The 17,205-nt window shown below is 43.2% G+C and carries 11 protein-coding genes and 3 tRNA genes; 12 read left to right on the forward strand and 2 right to left on the reverse strand.

Features of this window, described 5'->3' with window-relative positions; translation table 11 throughout:
• Positions 1–220: 220 nt before the first annotated feature.
• Entirely contained in the window at positions 221–412 is a 192-nt protein-coding gene (locus HXT46_RS01420; protein WP_020760219.1) for a hypothetical protein, read from the reverse strand.
• A 278-nt stretch (positions 413–690) separates the two neighbouring features.
• Between HXT46_RS01420 and HXT46_RS01425 the strand changes: the two genes are divergently transcribed.
• The gene (locus HXT46_RS01425; protein ID WP_004112186.1) at positions 691–1,491 is read left to right on the forward strand and encodes a DeoR/GlpR family DNA-binding transcription regulator; all 801 of its coding nucleotides are present in this window, start codon (positions 691–693) and stop codon (positions 1,489–1,491) included.
• A 269-nt stretch (positions 1,492–1,760) separates the two neighbouring features.
• The gene (locus tag HXT46_RS01430) at positions 1,761–3,569 is read left to right on the forward strand and encodes a DEAD/DEAH box helicase (RefSeq protein WP_421786152.1); all 1,809 of its coding nucleotides are present in this window, start codon (positions 1,761–1,763) and stop codon (positions 3,567–3,569) included.
• A 701-nt stretch (positions 3,570–4,270) separates the two neighbouring features.
• Here the strand turns inward: HXT46_RS01430 and HXT46_RS01435 are convergent.
• Complete coding sequence (locus tag HXT46_RS01435) at positions 4,271–4,693, reverse strand: DUF3052 domain-containing protein (protein ID WP_004112197.1); 423 nt, start codon at positions 4,691–4,693, stop codon at positions 4,271–4,273.
• A 283-nt stretch (positions 4,694–4,976) separates the two neighbouring features.
• Between HXT46_RS01435 and nrdD the strand changes: the two genes are divergently transcribed.
• The 10 genes from nrdD to HXT46_RS01485 all read left to right on the forward strand — a co-directional run bounded on the left by nrdD (position 4,977) and on the right by HXT46_RS01485 (position 17,184).
• Entirely contained in the window at positions 4,977–7,430 is a 2,454-nt protein-coding gene (gene nrdD / locus HXT46_RS01440) for an anaerobic ribonucleoside-triphosphate reductase (protein ID WP_004112200.1), read from the forward strand.
• A gap of 194 nt (positions 7,431–7,624) precedes the next feature.
• Positions 7,625–8,338: an anaerobic ribonucleoside-triphosphate reductase activating protein gene (gene nrdG / locus HXT46_RS01445; RefSeq protein WP_009994349.1), complete on the forward strand. Its 714-nt coding sequence runs from the start codon at positions 7,625–7,627 to the stop codon at positions 8,336–8,338.
• 808 nt (positions 8,339–9,146) lie between these two features.
• Entirely contained in the window at positions 9,147–10,988 is a 1,842-nt protein-coding gene (locus HXT46_RS01450) for an ABC transporter ATP-binding protein (RefSeq protein WP_246943425.1), read from the forward strand.
• Positions 10,989–10,990: 2 nt separating this feature from the next.
• Positions 10,991–13,042 carry an ABC transporter ATP-binding protein gene (locus HXT46_RS01455; protein WP_004112211.1) on the forward strand — a complete coding sequence of 684 codons (2,052 nt, stop codon included), beginning with the start codon at positions 10,991–10,993 and terminating at the stop codon, positions 13,040–13,042.
• A 102-nt stretch (positions 13,043–13,144) separates the two neighbouring features.
• Positions 13,145–13,218: transfer RNA gene (locus HXT46_RS01460), tRNA-Asp, on the forward strand.
• Between the two features lie 43 nt (positions 13,219–13,261).
• Positions 13,262–13,334, forward strand: a tRNA-Phe gene (locus HXT46_RS01465).
• A gap of 166 nt (positions 13,335–13,500) precedes the next feature.
• A complete protein-coding gene (gene trmB / locus HXT46_RS01470) occupies positions 13,501–14,400 on the forward strand; it encodes a tRNA (guanosine(46)-N7)-methyltransferase TrmB (protein WP_004574381.1) in 900 nt (299 codons plus the stop codon).
• Between the two features lie 74 nt (positions 14,401–14,474).
• A tRNA-Glu gene (locus HXT46_RS01475) sits at positions 14,475–14,546 on the forward strand.
• A gap of 270 nt (positions 14,547–14,816) precedes the next feature.
• Positions 14,817–16,229, forward strand: coding sequence for a phosphoglucosamine mutase (gene glmM / locus HXT46_RS01480; RefSeq protein ID WP_004574382.1), 1,413 nt, complete (start codon positions 14,817–14,819; stop codon positions 16,227–16,229).
• 301 nt (positions 16,230–16,530) lie between these two features.
• The gene (locus HXT46_RS01485; protein WP_004115770.1) at positions 16,531–17,184 is read left to right on the forward strand and encodes a peptide deformylase; all 654 of its coding nucleotides are present in this window, start codon (positions 16,531–16,533) and stop codon (positions 17,182–17,184) included.
• Positions 17,185–17,205: the final 21 nt, after the last annotated feature.

Genomic DNA, 17,205 nt, shown 5'->3' on the forward strand with positions numbered 1-17,205 from the left:
CAACGCTCTGCCTCTTGCGTGTTGGTTGTTGTTGCGGTTGTTCCGTTTTGTCTTTGATTTTGTTTTTTGGTTGAAGTTTGTTTGTAGTGGTTGATCATTTGGATTATTTGGTATCGGCTGCCGCTCTTATATTGTTCGACCAAGAATCACCCAGCCCTATTACATGCTAGAACAATTGCGTATATCTTAATCACCGAGATTCTCGATTTTTCTTGCTACTTCAGCGAATCACCATTTCATGCTGCGAATCGACTTGCATGAGCGCTTTGACTGAGCTTGAAATTGCATAACGCATTTCAAGCTCCTTCAAAGCGTGATTTGGCTTAATGCATAAAGTCCAGTGGACTTTATGCGCCAAATCAGCCGAACGGCTACTAATAGCCGTGAGGAATAGCGTAGCGCGCGAATGCACTTCGATTCGCTGAGCTTGCTCAAAGTTGAAAGCACAGTGTGCTCTCAACGCAAGCGAAGACGTGAGCGCGCTGTAACGCGCGAGCGATACATCTCATTCAGTGTGAAAAATCTCGAATCTCTACCTAACTTGGTATTGGTAAATTTTGCATAATCATTTGTTCGTTTTGTTGAATTTTGCAAAATTTTCTTATGAATTTTGTTAACTACCTAACGTTTTTCACATAGAAACGCTCATTTGAGTTTGTTTTTTGCGTTTAGTTGTGCGATAATGTTCACATGATTTCTTCTCAGCGTCAGCAGTTGATTTTAAGCCGTCTTCGCACTAGAGGGGCTGTGCGTATTACTGCTCTTTCTAAAGAGCTAAGTGTTTCGGCAATGACTATTCGTAGGGATATCGCCGAGCTTTCAGACAAAGGTCTTTTAAAAAGAGTTCATGGTGGTGCTGTTACAACTAACACTCTTCTTTCTGAGCCTCTGTTTTCGGTAAAGTCGCAGATGGATATGGGCTTAAAGGACGCAATCGCCAGCAAAGCTGTTGATTATGTTCAGCCTGGAGATGTTATAGCTATTGGTGGTGGCACCACTGCTTATGTATTTGCTCAGCATCTACTTGAGTCTCGCAGAGCTTCTGGTATTACGATTTTAACCAATTCGATTCCTGTTGCAGAGCTTGTTCAGGCGCTTGAGTCTAAAGATATTGAGGTTATTGTTACTGGCGGAGTTATTACTAGATCTAATTCTCTGGTTGGTCCTATTGCGGATAAGGTTGTTTCGTCTTTGCGCGTAAACACCGTGTTTTTGGGCACTCATTCCGTGAGCCTACCTCGTGGATTCCTAATGCCTAATTCTCTTGAAGCTGCTACAGATATGGCTTTGATGGATATTGCGGATCGTACGATTATTTTAACAGATCACACTAAATGGACTTGCACATCGCTTTCACTGTTTGCTCGCTTCGACCAAGTGGATACTGTTATTACAGATGATTGTCTGGATGCGGATTCTCAGCTTCGCACGCGTGAGCTTGTTAAAAATTTGGTTCTTGCTCCTACAATAGATTCTTTGGAAGAAGAGTAGCTTGTAGATTAGTATTGCATTACTTATTGCGTATTGTGTGGGGCTTGTGTTAGGCTCAGTTAGTTCATGACTTTGTAGTGATTACACATTAAAGTTGCGCGGCTTATGCTTGCGATTCACGGTTTGCTTGTTTTGCGCACTTTTGCTGCTTTGCAGTCTGTAGATTAATTTTGTGCAATTACATTTGTAATTGCGCCTTTGAATGTTCGTAATTACGCATTGTCAACATTATATGTCAACTATGTTGAAGTAATTTACGAAAGGCTATTGTGCCACATACTCATTATGCTGCGTCTGCTAAAACGCAAGGTGCTAAGAAATCTGCTGGTAAAAAATCTGCTGTAAGTCAGGGAGCTAATAAGAATTTTTCTAAAAAAGGCTATAAGTCTAATAGAAACCCATTTGAATATCAGGGAAATCGTAAGAATAACGAATTTAATGCGCGTAAAGCACGTAATCGCAAGGCAGACAAAGCTAGAAGTCGTGCTCGTGAAAAGGCTTTGCAATATGAAGAGATTGCAATTCAAGAAGCTGAACAAGATTTTGGCAAACGCGATTTAAAAAAGCGCGATTTTGATTTTGACAATCGCAATATGAAGAAGAGTAGAGATAGTCGCCACAATAGACACCAGACAAGTCGCCAGCAACCGACGACTATTGATACTGAGTCTTCAATAAAGAAAAATCTAGAAATTACAAAAAATTCCATAATGATTCCAGATACAGCTGTGGAATCTCGAGAAAACTATAGTGATGATGTTACTTTTGCACAGCTTGGTGTTCCAGAACCATTGGTTAACGTTTTGCGTGCAGACGGTAAAAACACAGCTTTCCCAATTCAGCAGGCTACTCTGCCAGACTCTTTACAGGGTGCAAACATACTTGGTAGAGGGCGTACAGGAAGCGGTAAAACTTTAGCATTCTCGATTCCTCTTGTAGCAAGATTAGCTGAAAACTTTGTTGATTTAATAAATTCTGGTCGTACTTCTAGAAAAAACAAAAATCGCGAAGATAGTAATATTCCAGCACCTCATGCGATGATTTTGGCTCCGACGCGAGAACTTGTGCATCAGATTGATGAGGTGATTGCTCCTCTTGCAGCAGCATATGGGATGCATACTGTTACTATTTACGGCGGAGTAAGATATCAGAGACAAATTGCTCCGTTAAAGCAAGGTGCTCAGATTATAGTAGCGTGCCCAGGGCGATTAGAAGATTTACTAAAACAAGGCGCATTAACGCTTGAAAACATAGAAGTCAGTGTTTTAGATGAGGCTGACGAAATGGCTGATATGGGGTTCTTGCCAGCTGTAACAAGGCTTTTAGAGCAGACAAATCCTAATGGTCAAAGAATGCTGTTTTCTGCAACTTTGGATAAGCAAGTTGCTGCTATAGTAAATCGCTTCTTGCCGAATGCTGTTGTGCACGCTGTGGATGATGCGGATTCTCAGGTAGATACAATGACTCATCATGTGTTTGGAGTGTCTGCAGGAGATAAGTATGAGGTTCTACGTAAATTAGCGTCTGGTAAAAAACGCTCTATATTCTTTACTCGCACAAAATACCAAGCTAAGAACATGGCTAAAAAGTTCATTAGTCAGGGTATTCCAGCCGTCGATTTGCAAGGAAATTTGTCTCAGAATCAGAGAGATAGGCACTTGGCTGTGTTTTCTGATGGGCTAGTGCGCGTTCTAGTTGCTACAGATGTTGCGGCTCGAGGCATTGATATTAGCGATGTTGCGCTTGTGGTGCAAACCGAGCCTCCAGAGGATCCAAAATCGTTCTTGCATAGATCTGGGCGTACTGCGCGCGCTGGGGAGTCTGGCGATGTTGTAACTCTTGTGTTGCCGAATCAAAAGCGCATGGCGAACACTATGCTTCGACGCGCTGGAATTCATGCTAAGGCAGAAGACATTAAGCCAGATTCGCCTGTTTTGCAAGAAATTGTTGGGGATTTGGCGGATTTGCAAGAGGGCTGGAGTATGCCAGAGCCAGAGCAGCCAAAGCGCAGAGGCAGAGGAAGAAGCCGCAGGCGCGACGACCTACCTTCGCGCTTTAAGCGTAGCGCGCGAAGGTAATTCGGAGCGCTGAGCTTGCTCAAAGTTGAAAGCACGGTGTGCTTTCAACGCAAGCGAAGACGTGAGCGCGCTGTAACGCGCGAGCGGTTTTCTTTGTTTACTGTTGCGCGAGGGCTGGGTGTTTCTACGCTCGCACGGATTAGCCGCGCTCGCTCCTTCGCCGCATGTAAAGTCCACTGGACTTTACATTTAAGCGGCTCAGCGAATCGAGGTGACTTCTCGCGCGCTATGCAGCTCGAAGTCGTCGATTCGCACAACGCTCCGCCTATTACGTGTTGTCTTGTGTTGCGGTTGTTCCGATTTGGCTTTGATTTTGTTTTTTGTGTTGATGTTTGTTTGTAGTGGTTGATCATTTGGATTATTTGGTATCGGCTGCCGCTCTTATACTGTTCGACCAAGAATCACCCAGCCCTCTTACGAGTCTGAACAATTGCGTAGCTTTCATCTCTGAGATTCTCGATTTTTCTTCTTCATTCGACGAATCACCATTTCATGCTGAGGTTCATCTCATTCAGTGCGAAAAATCTCGAATCTCTACTTCATTTGGTGTATTCCTGTAGTGCGTTTGTACCTGATTTACGGCGTGTCGCTATACAATCGCACTACATAAATATTAAGTCAATAATGTGCTATGAATCGCTGAAGCGCTGAAGCACTACAAAAAGCGCGTAGGCTAACTAACTAAGCGACGACTATTTGCGCTATTTGCTCTGACCCTTGCCGAATGCGCGCAAGCGGATTCCGTTCCAATCTTCGCTTACGGTTAAAGGAGTTGCAGCATTCATGCCAGCTGTTTTAGCAGCGGATTGCACTGTGCTGGAGCTTGGAGAGCCTTCGCGACCAGGCTTAGGTGTTAGAACCCACATTGGAGCTTCGTCGTCTAACATGTTTGTGGCATCCATAATCGTGTCTGCCAACTCATCCTCATCGTCGCCATCGCGCCACCAAATAATGACGCCGTCAACAGATGAGTCGTAATCTTCATCTACCAGATCTTCTCCAGTAAGATTTTCGATATTGTCGCAGATTGCATCGTCAACGTCATCGTCCCACAGCCACTGCTGTACGATATCTCCAGGTTGGAAGCCAAATTCTTCTGCATGTTGAAAAGCTGTCTGTTCCACGTGACTCAATATATCAAAGTGCCACGAATTTGTGCGATTTTTAAGTTTAGTGCGTGTTTCTTGATAACGGAATGCATATATATTCCGGTTGCATCGAGACACGCCTCAAAAATCGCGAAAATATCCAAAATCACTATATATAGTTTGTTTTTTGAATAAAGTTCCCTAGATATTGTGCAGAGGTTGGGTTATAGTTGAGCAAGTTGTTTTGAATAATGGTCATTATTCAAAACAGGATGGATAACAGGATAAATAAACTGTAGATGTAAGAAAGGTCTGTAGGATGCAGGTCTCTGGTACGACTTTAGAAGACATGACTTTAGAATCGCAGCTAAGCGATGTTGATGTAGAAATGGCTGATTCTATCTCGGATAGTGATTCTTCTAAGAAGTCTCGTGTGCAGGTCGAAAAGCGTGATGGTCGCGTTGTCGATTTTGATCAAATGAACATTATTATGGCAATTAAAGCCGCTTTTAAGGACTTGCGCAAAGAAGTCGGTCCTCAAGAAGAGCAGATGATTCGCGATATTACGGACCATATAGAAGCTGAAATTCAGGATCGTTACAATGGACCTGCAAAGATTGAAGATATTCAGACTCTTGTCGAGCATGGTCTTATTGAAAATCACCTTTACGAAGTTGCGCGTTGCTACACAAGCTATCGTCTAAACCGAGATATTGACCGTGCTAAGGCAACCGATATTAACGAAGCAGTAAATCGTCTTGTAAACCGAGATGAGTCGCTTGTTCGCGAAAACGCCAACAAGGATTCCAATGTTTACGCCACTCAGCGCGATCTTCTTGCAGGCGCTGTTTCCAAGGCTTCCGCGTTTTCTATGCTTCCTCATGCAGTTTCTAACGCGCATATGAAGGGTGATATTCACTTCCATGATGCTGATTATTCGCCATTTACTTGCATGAGCAACTGCTCGCTCCCAGATTTTGGTGATATGCTCGCTAAGGGATTTGCTCTTGGTAACGCAATGATGGATAGCCCAAAGTCTATTGGCACTGCTGCAACTCAGGTTACGCAGATTATTAAGGATATTGCAGGCGCACAGTACGGCGGTCAAACAGTTAATCGTGCAGACGAGATGCTTGAGCCTTATGCTAAGTGCGATTATGATAAGAATCTTGCTATGGCTCATGCCATGATTCCTGATTCTACGCCGATCGAAGTTGCCAAAGATATGATTGACGGTTTGAAAGCTCAGGAGCCTAAGAATCTTCATTGTTCGGATAGGGATCCGCTTCCTGCTGATACTCCTTTTGATGAAAACTTGAGTGAGCTTGATCAGATTCGTGAAATTTACGCAAAAATTATGACGCGCAAGGCGATTTACGATGCTATGCAAACAATGGAATATCAGATTAATTCCAACCGCGTTTCTAACGGTCAGACTCCGTTCGTAACTGTTGGATTTGGTTTGGGTACTTCTTGGTTTGCTCGCGAAATTCAGCGCGCTATCTTACTTAACCGTATTCGTGGACTCGGCAAAGATCGTCATACTGCAATCTTCCCTAAGCTTGTGTTTACTATTAAGCATGGTGTAAACGCAGATGCTGGCGATCCGAACTACGATTTGAAGCAGCTTGCGCTTGAGTGCTCTACTAAGCGCATGTATCCAGATGTTGTGTTCTACGAGAATATTATTAAGATTACTGGCTCCTTTAAGGCTCCTATGGGCTGCCGATCCTTCCTTCAGGGTTGGATTGATCCAAAGACTGGCAAAGACGTGGAAGACGGTCGTATGAATCTTGGCGTTGTGACAGTTAACGTGCCGCGTATTGCGCTGGAGTCTCATGGAGACGTGAACCGATTCTGGAAGCTTTTTAACGAGCGTATGGAAGTGGCTCATCAGGCTCTGCGATTCCGCATTATGCGTTGCAAGCAGGCAACCCCTGTGAATGCTCCAACGCTGTTCCGCTACGGTGCTTTTGGTCGTTTGGAAGCTAACGAAAGCGTGGATCAGCTGTTCCGCAACGAGCGTGCAACGGTGTCTTTGGGCTACATTGGCTTGTATGAGGCTACATCCGTGTTCTTTGGCAAGGATTGGATGCAAGATCACAGTTGGAACGAAGATGGCAAGCAATTTGCGCTTTCTATGGTTCGCCGAATGAATCAGCTTTGCCAGCAGTGGTCAAAGGCTGAAGGCTACCATTATTCCGTTTACTCAACTCCTGCTGAGTCTTTGACGGATCGCTTTAACCGCATGGATCGTCAGAAGTTTGGTCGTATTGAAGGCGTTACCGATCACGACTTCTACACCAATTCCTTCCACTATCCGGTTTGGCTGCAGCCAACTCCTATGGAGAAGCTCCGCTACGAGGTTGACTTCCCGTATCTTGCTTCTGGCGGCTTTATTAACTATTGCGAGTTCCCATGCTTGCAGGCAAATCCTAAAGCTTTGGAGGCTGTTTGGGATTATGCTTACAAGATTGGTATTGGCTACTTGGGTACGAACACTCCGATTGACCATTGCTTCGTTTGCGGATTCCAGGGCGATTTTGAACCGACTAAAGAAGGCTTCCGCTGCCCAGAGTGCGGAAACAGTGACCCAGATAAGTGCAATGTTACTAAGCGCACTTGTGGCTACTTGGGTAATCCTGTTCAGCGTCCAATGGTTCACGGACGTCACGAGGAAATCGCTCATCGCGTTAAGCACATGTCTGGAGAAACTGGTCATGTTGTTCTTAACAACGGTGAGTCTCGTGAATGGTACGAGGAGACCAAGTAGTAGCGGAATAGCGTGAAATAACGTTTTAGTTTGTGTTTATTATTTGGTGATATGTAATATATCTAGCCGTTAGAAAATGTTGATCGCATTTTTTGACGGCTGGATTTTATTTTATTTAACAAAAGTTAATACAATCTAACAAAAGTTTATTTAAGATTATTTAATAAAATATTTAAAGCTAGAGGAGGTGGACTATGGCTCGCATAAGTTTACATGATTTTGCTCCATCAGATGTTAACCGTGGACCGTGGATTCCAACCTCTCTTTCTAACAATCCTCGCGCAGGGCAGTGGTCCAGTGAGCGCATGAGCAAGGGAATGGTGGCTGATTATAAGCGATTTCTTATGACAGACGGCGAGGGAATTCGCTGCTCGCTTTACGTTTCTGGCTGCCCATTCCATTGCGTTGAATGCTATAACGAGTCAATTTGGGATTTTCGCGCTGGTCACCCTTATACTCAAAAGCTCGAAGACCAAATTATGGAAGATTTAGCGCAACCATATGTACAAGGATTGACGCTTCTTGGCGGTGAGCCGCTGCTTAACACTGGCATATTGATTCCACTATGTGAGCGTATTAGAAGCGAATTTGGCAATACAAAAGATATTTGGAGTTGGACTGGTTACACCTGGGAAGAGCTTATGCGACCGGGCGAGACTCCTGACAAGCTTGAGTTATTGCGATACATTGACATTCTTGTTGACGGGCGATATATGAAGAATCTTCACGATTCGCTATTGCAATTCCGTGGCTCTAGTAATCAGCGAATTATCGACGTGCCAAAGTCGCTGGAAAATCCACAAAATCCGCCTGTAATCTGGGAAAAGCTTCACGATCAAGAGCGTTTTATTCCATCAATCTACGGCAAGGATCGAGCAAAAGGCGAATCGACTTGCATGAGCGCTTAGAGCGTAGCGTGCGAATGCACTTCGATTCGCTGAGCCGCTCAAACGTAAAGTCCAGTGGACTTTACGTGCGGCGAAGACGCGAGCGCGCTTAGACCGCGCGAGCGATTTTCCTACTTAGCGTTGCGAGAGGGCTGGCTAATTCTTGTCTCACAACGCTCCGCCTATTACGTGTAGTCTGTTGTTGCGGTTGTTCCGATTTGGCTTTGATTTTGTTTTTTGTGTTGAAGTTTGTTTGTAGTGGTTGATCATTGGATTATTTGGTATCGGCTGCCGCTCTTATACTGTTCGACCAAGAATCACCCAGCCCTCTTGCATGTTTGAACTTTTGCGTAGTTTTCATCACCGAGATTCTCGATTTTTCTTGCTACTTCAGCGAATCACCATCAAAGATGCTGAGGTTCGCCTCTTTCGCTTCGAAAAATCTCGAATCCCTACCTAACTTGCGCTCCGACCTGCCTTTTCGCTTAAAGCGTAGCTCGAAAAGGTAATTCGGAGCGCTGAGCCACTCAAGGCAGAAGCACTGCTTCTGCGTGGTAAAGCGCTCTGACTGAGCTTGAAATTGCATAACGCGTTTCAAGCTCCTTCAAAGCGTGATTTGGCTTAAACGTAAAGTCCAGTGGACTTTACGTGCCAAATCAGCCGAACGGCTACTAATAGCCGTGAGGAATAACGCACGGCTAATCCGTGCGAACGACGACCTGCCTTGTAGTGCGTTTGTACTCAAAATACGGCGTGTCGTGGTACAAAAGTGCTACAAGTCAGAGGTGATATGATTAAGCGTATACATTACGCTTATCAGAGAGGTCGCATGACAACAAAATCGCAGCAAAAACCTAAGGATTACGCTTCTCATGCGTTCCGCACAGTGATGGCATCCTTAAAGCGATATCGTCTTCTTGGAGTGCTAACGTCTTTCGCAATTTGCATAGAAGCTGCTATGCAAATTGAGATCCCTACAGTAATGTCAAATCTTATTGATTTTGGTATTATGTCACGTTCTCAAGAAGCTGTGCAATATTATGGTTTGCAATTGCTTATTTTTGCTGCAATTGCAATGATTGCAGGCGTTGTTTCTGGTATTTGTTGCGCTCATTCTAGTGCTGGTTTTGGTAAAAATTTACGTCACAACATGTTTTCACGCTTACAAAGTTTAAGTTTTTCTGATTTAGATAAGTTTTCTAGCGGTACTGTTGTTACGCGTATGACTAGTGATGTGTCAAATGTGCAATTTGCTTACCAAATGATTATTCGCTCTGGTATTCGCAGCGTTATGATTATCATCACTGCTTGGTGGTTTACTTTTTCAATTAGCCCTGCTATCTCGTGGGTTTTTCTTTCATTTGTGCCTATTATTGGTGCAATTGGCGCTGTTGGAGCTAGTATAGTTGCTCCAGCATTTTCTCGAATTTATCGAATGATTGACGAGATGAATAATAGAGTTGGCGAGAATTTGCATAATATTCGCGTCGTAAAGTCTTATGTGCGTTCTGATTATGAAATAAGTCGTTTTACGCGTATTTCACATAAAATCTATGATTATTTTATTAAAGCTGAGTATGTGTTAAATTGTAGTATTCCTTTGTTTAACTTATGTTTTTATTCTGGCATGCTACTTATTGCGTGGTTGGCTTCGCACGAAATTGTGGCTTCAGGAAATAATCCTGCTTTTGGTTTAACAACGGGAAATCTTGCTGCATTAGTAGTGTATGCTTTGCAAATTTTGTTTGCTTTAGCGAATTTAGTTGCAGTGTTTGTAATGTCGTTAACAGCTCGAGCTTCGATGCATCGTATTTCACATGTTTTGCAATCTCGAAATACTGAAGTTGTTTCCAAGCATCCACTTACAAAGCTTTCTGACGCTTCTGTGCGTTTTGAAAATGTTTCGTTACGCTATCCTCAATCAGATAATACAGATGAATCCACTCCAGCAGAACAGGAAATTTTACATGATATAAATATATCTATTCCTTCTGGAGCAACTGTTGGAGTTGTTGGTGCAACGGGATCTGGAAAATCAAGTTTAGTGCAATTAATTGCAAGACTTTATGACGTAACTTCTGGTGCTCTTTTTGTAGGCGGAAAAGATATTCGCGATTATGATTCTTCTAGTTTGCGTGAAGAAGTTGGTGTTGTTCTACAAAAAAATATTTTGTTTAGTGGTACAATTGCAGAAAATCTTCGCTGGGGTAGGGCGGAAGCAAGCGATAATGATTTGCGTCAAGCTTGCGAAATTGCTTGTGCTGATGAGTTTATTAAAGATTTACCAGACGGCTACAATACGCATATTGACCAGGGTGGTAAGAATGTTTCCGGTGGTCAGCGACAGCGTTTGTGCATTGCGCGCGCACTTTTGAGGAAGCCGAAAATTTTAATCCTCGACGACTCGATGAGTGCGGTTGATATGAAAACGGATAGTAAAATTCGCGATGGCTTGAAAAAGTTTATGCCTGATTCTACGCAAATTATCGTTGCTCAGCGCATATCTTCAATCGAACATGCGGATATTATTGTTGTTCTTAAAGATGGTCGTGTTGTTGCTAACGGTTCGCATGATGAATTATTTAAATCTTGTGAAATTTACAGAAATATGGCGGTTTCTCAAGAAAAAAGTCGAATAACTAGCGCAACTAAAGAAGAAGGAGCTAAATAACAATGGCTAATAATAAAACGGCTCACTCTTCTAAAAATGATTCAGCTATTAGTTGGAAAACTCTTAGCAGACTTGCCTCTTATGTGCTTGTGTATCGAGTTAAAATTTGCGTAATTATTGCATCAATAATAGTTAGCGCAATCGTGCAAGCTGCAAGCGCAATGTTTTTGCAATCTCTTGTTGACTCGTATATTCTTCCGCTTGTCGGTAAGCATAATCAGGATTGGACGCCTCTTGTTCGCATGATTATTCTGATGGCAAGTGTTTACGCTGTTGGTGTGTTTTGTTCTTGGCTTTGGAGCAGGCTTGTTGCGAATATATCTGAAAGTGTTATGCGTGATTTACGAGATTCTATGTTTAAGCATCAGCAGAAGCTTTCATTGCGTTACTTAGATTCTCAAGGTTACGGCGATATTATGAGCCGTTACACAAACGATACTGAGGTTCTTCGTGAGGCAATTTCGTGGGCATTTCCGGACTCTTTTTCTGCACTAATGTCGATTTTGGCAGCGTTTATATCTATTATGTGTCTATCGCTTCCGGTTGCAGTTTTTGTAGCTATATTTACTGCAATGTTGCTTTATTTAGTGCGTTTTATGCTAAAGAAATCTGGCAGTTTATTTGAGCAATTCCAGCATGCATTAGGCGAGTTAAATGAGTTTGTTGAAGAATCTGCAACAGGCAGCAAAGTGATTAAAATTTTTAATCATGAGACAGATTCTATTGAAAAATTAGATAATTGCATAGAAAAAGTGCAAAAAATTTCTGCAAGTGCCAATTCTTATGCGAATAATGTAATGCCTGTTATTAGTAATGCAAGCTATTTGCTTTATGTATTAATTGCTTTACTTGGTGCGTGGGCTGCTTCAGCTGGTTTGCCAACGCTGGGATTATCTGGATCTAGTACTCTTACATTAGGTACGCTTATATCTTTGCTGGCACTTTCGCGCGCATTTATTAACCCTATTGGCGAAATTACAATGCAAGCTAACGCACTTATGATGGCTCTTGCAGGAGCTTCTCGTATTTTTGAGTTACTTGATGAAAAGCCAGAACTTGATTCTGGCAGTGTGCAATTAGTTAAAGTGCGTGTACTTCAGTCTGCTGAAGATCTTGGAGAAAAATCAGAATTTGATGTGCTTGAAGAAGTAGACGAACAATCTGAAGGAAACAATATTTATTGGGCTTGGAAAAGGTCAAAGCAAGATAATGGCACTAAAGCTAAAAAGTGCGCTCAAAACTTAAGTGAAATGGCTCAAGAGATTGTGTGCCATGCAAAGCGAGATGCTCGCACTTCTAAGGATGGCCGCTATACTTTGCTTCGAGGCGACGTGCGTTTTACGGATGTTGTGTTTGGCTACAAAGAAGATCATCCAGTTTTGCACGATATTACGTGGTTTGCAAAACCTGGTCAAAAAGTTGCTCTTGTTGGAGCTACAGGTGCTGGAAAAACTACTATTGCTAACCTTCTTACGCGTTTTTACGACATTGATGATGGGCAAATTTTGTATGATGGCATTGACGTGCGCGATATTTGCAAAACGGATTTGCGTCACGCTATTGGCACTGTTTTGCAAGATGTGAATTTATTTACTGGCACAATAATGGACAATATTCGTTATGGAAATCTTGATGCTAGCGACGAAGATTGTATTCAAGCTGCAAAATTGGCTCATGCTGACGCGTTTATTTCTCATCTTCCTGACGGATACAATACGCAGCTTAACAATGGCGGTGAAGGGCTTTCTCAAGGTCAGAAGCAGCTTATTTCTATTGCTCGTGCTGCAGTAGAAAATCCGCCTGTGTTGATTCTCGATGAAGCAACTTCATCGATTGACACGCATACTGAAGAATTAGTTCAGCGTGGAATGGATTCTTTGATGGAAGGGCGCACTGTATTTGTAATCGCTCACAGACTGTCCACAGTGCGCAATTCTGATGTGATTATGGTGCTGGATCACGGTCGCATTATTGAACGCGGTTCGCATGAGGAATTATTGGCAAAACGTGGGGAGTATTATCAGCTTTGCACTGGAGCTGCTGAGCTTGAATAATAGCTTGATTTTGTGCTGCAACACGCCGAACACGCGCGGCACTTGCATTTTGCTAAGGATTCTGTAAGATAGTGACTCGGCTGTTCGAGAGAACAAAGCCACGGCCCCGTAGCTCAGTTGGTTAGAGCGCCGCCCTGTCACGGCGGAGGTCACCGGTTCAAGTCCGGCCGGGGTCGCGATTAATAGAATACCCGGTTCGCCGGGTTTTTTATTCATCATGGCTCTGTAGCTCAGTTGGTAGAGCGAACGACTGAAAATCGTTAGGTCAGCGGATCGATCCCGCTCGGAGCCACTGTCAAAATAAGCGTTAGAAGTGTTTGATTGCTTCTAGCGCTTTTTGTTTTTGCGTCTTACCTACATTATCCATCCTCACCCTGTTTTGCTGCTTTGATACCATACGATGAGTTGATATTATGAGTCGTAGTTGAACAATTTTATGTGAATAGAAGTGGAATAAAGTGGAAGAATCTCAAATAGTAAATTTGCAATCTGACGAATTAGAATCCAATATTTTGGAATCTGATGAATTGAATTGTATGAATAAGCATAAAAACAATAAAGATGATAAAGACAATGGTTCTGCTAGAGTAATTCTTTCTTTTGTAAGAAGGTCTGCTCGTTTGGACGCGCGTCTTGAGCGAGCAAAAGAGCGATATTCAAGCCAATATTTATTAAATGTTGAAGATAGTTTAGGGTCTTTACGTGTAAAAAGCGATTTGCTGGCAGACTCCAACTGGGTTGCTAAAAATTGGGGTAATTCGAATCCTCTTATTGTAGAAATAGGATCTGGTCAGGGCGAAAATATTGTAGCCGCAGCCGAATCAAATCCAAATATTAATTTTCTTGCACTAGAAGTTTATGATCCAGGAGTGGCACACACAATGCTATTAGCTGGAAAACAGTGTGTAGAAAATCTTAGAATAGCGCAAGTTAATGCACCTGATTTTCTAGCTTCATGCTCTAATGGTGTTTTGAAAGAAGTTTGGACTTTCTTCCCAGATCCATGGCCTAAAATGAGACATCACAAGCGTAGGATTGTGCAGCCGTCTTTGGCAGATGCGGTGCATAACGCACTTATTGATAAAGGCGTTTGGAGAATTGCTACGGATATTGAGGATTATGCACTACATGTTCATGAAGTTATGGATGAACGAGAAGATTTTGAAAATACTGGAAAGTTACAAGTAAGTTTGCCGATTGAGCATGTTGGTAAGGGCAATGCTCAAGATGCTAAAGATTTACCTCATGCTGATTTCGCGGAATCTGTAAGATTTGAAGGTAGGGTTTTGACGAATTTTGAGCGTAAAGGATTAGAAGCAGGTAGAAAAATTCACGATTTGACTTATGTTGCTAAATGAGTGACAAAATGATTCAACACGCCGTAATTTGCTATGTGAGTTTATGAGTGTTAGTATCATATGGTTTGGTTAAAGCCCCCTTCGTCTAACGGTTAGGACACCAGACTTTCAATCTGACAACAAGAGTTCGACTCTCTTAGGGGGTACAAATTCTAAGCCACTTAGTTTGCTAAGTGGCTTTTTGATTATCAATGTATTGTTGCAAGTAGTGATTTCAGGGTAGCGATTACCCCGATTACCCGTAATTCAACCAAAGTTAATTGCAAATAAGAAATAAGATTATGTCAGTGGTCAGTGGCGCGTTTAGTGGCATGCAGGGTAAAATAATGAACAGCGTGTGTTTACAAGATTATTTGTAGATAATATACAAAATGTGTAAATAGCAATGACTATTAGTTAGACGAAAGAGGCTGGTTATGCCAAATATGTTCGGAACAGATGGTGTTAGGGGATTAGCCAATCGAGATTTAACCGCGCAGCTTGCGTTGGATTTAGGAGATGCTGCAGTACGTGTTTTAGGTGAAGCAACGCATAGTAGCGAGTCGCATAACGAAGATGCAGGGAAGAAAATGCATGCTCGACGCAGAGCGTTGGTTGGGCGAGATACTAGAGTTTCTGGAGACTTTTTAGCATCGGCTTTGGCTGCTGGAATGAGTGCGGGCGGTTTTGATGTGATCGATGCTGGCATAATACCAACTCCTGGCGTGGCTTTTCTAACTTCTGTGCTCAATGTAGAAATGGGAGCTGTGATCTCTGCTTCGCATAACCCAATGCCAGATAACGGCATTAAGTTCTTTGCACGCGGAGGCTTCAAACTTCCAGATAGCAAAGAAGACGAGATTGAGGCTGTTTTAGGCAAAGAATGGCAGCGTCCTACAGGCAGCGGCGTTGGACGAATCAGCCATGACACTATTACCGCAACAAACCTTTACATCGATCACCTCGTTTCTTCTGTTGCTCCATTAAACAGCGAAACATCAACACGTCCAAAACCTCTTTCGGGATTAAGAGTTGTGGCAGACTGCGCAAATGGTGCAACGTCTGTAGTAGCACCAGAAGCATTGCGCAGAGCAGGCGCAGAAGTAATAGTAATTAACGCTTCTCCAGATGGATACAATATTAACGACCACGCTGGTTCCACACATCCAGAACAATTGCAAGCTATGGTTAAGGCGTCTAACGCCGATTTAGGAGTAGCTTTCGATGGTGATGCAGACCGTTGCCTAGCTGTAGACGAAAATGGAAACATGGTTAATGGCGACCAAATTATGGGCATTCTTGCGCGTTCTAAGAAAGCCGAAGGAAAGCTGAATCACAATACTCTTGTTGTTACAGTAATGAGCAATCTTGGATTAAAGCTTGCGCTGAAAGACATGGGTATTTCCACTGTTCAAACAAGCGTCGGAGACCGCTACGTTCTAGAAGAGATGCTTAGAGGCGATTATTCTCTTGGCGGTGAACAGTCGGGTCATGTAATTAATCGCGAGTTTGCAACCACGGGAGATGGCACACTTACAGCACTTACGCTGTGTCGCGAGGTTGTGCGCGAAGGCAAGAAGCTTTCGCAAATGGCTGCCGACTTCCCTCAGCTTCCGCAATGCTTAGTCAATGTGCCGAATGTAGATAAGATGGCAGCTAAAACTAATGCTGCTGTTCTTAAAGCGGTAGAAAAAGAAAGCGCGCTTTTGGGAGATACGGGGCGCGTTCTTCTTCGACCAAGCGGAACAGAACCACTTGTGCGCGTTATGTGTGAAGCTGCAACGCAAGAGCAAGCAGATGAGGTTTGTGCACGACTTGCGCAAGTTGTAACTGATAATCTTAAGCTGTAGCGCGCGACGACCTACCTTTTCGCTTAGAGCGTAGCGCGAAAAGGTAATTCGGAGCGCTGAGCCGCTTAGATCAGAAGCACTGCTTCTGCGCGGCGAAGACGTGAGCGCGCTGTAACGCGCGAGCGATTTCCTGAGAATGTTGTTAGACACGCCGTTTACAGCTACAAAAAACAGATAACCTTGATATACTAATCCTTTTGGTATTGTTGTTTGAGCGTATGTGATTTAGCAACAATAATCAAAGTTGGCTTTGTAAATTACTTTAGAAGTTTTGTAGAATTAGCCTTGGTAAAGGAGCCCTATGTTTACGCATCACGCAAGTGTTGATACTAAGCTTAGCCGCGCGGTGGAGCGCCTTTTAGATTCCGCTACAGACGATGGCGTGCTATCTATAGTTCAAGCAGGAGAGCCTGTGTTAAGACAACGAACAGTGGCTTACGATGGTCAGCTAACGCGTGCTACTCTTAATAAGCTTATTTCGCTTATGCACAGCACTATGTTAGATGCACCAGGAGTTGGCTTAGCTGCTCCGCAAATTGGTTTAGGTCTTGCAATTGCTGTTGTAGAAGACCATGTTCGAGACGATGCAGATGATCCTAGGGATATTGCAGAATTGCCATTTAGGGCGATCATAAATCCCCACTATGAACCAATTGGAACACAAACACGCAGTTTTTACGAAGGATGCTTGAGTGTTGCAGGATATCAGGCGGTTCGTCAGCGTTGGTTAGATATTCAAGCTACATGGCAAGATGAAGATGGTAAGCAGCATTCTGAACGTTTACATGGTTGGCCAGCGCGAATCTTCCAGCATGAAACAGATCATTTACGCGGAGAGCTTTATATTGATCGTGCTGAGATGCGCTCGCTTTCTACAGATGAAAATCTTGAGGATTATTGGTCTGATGAGGCTGTTCCTGTAACTGCTGCTAGAACACTCGGTTTTGCGATTTAAAATAAAAGACGAATGCAAAAT

This window comes from Gardnerella sp. DNF01204 (assembly GCF_049244145.1).
In the GTDB taxonomy this organism is placed as follows: Bacteria; Actinomycetota; Actinomycetes; order Actinomycetales; family Bifidobacteriaceae; genus Bifidobacterium; species Bifidobacterium vaginale.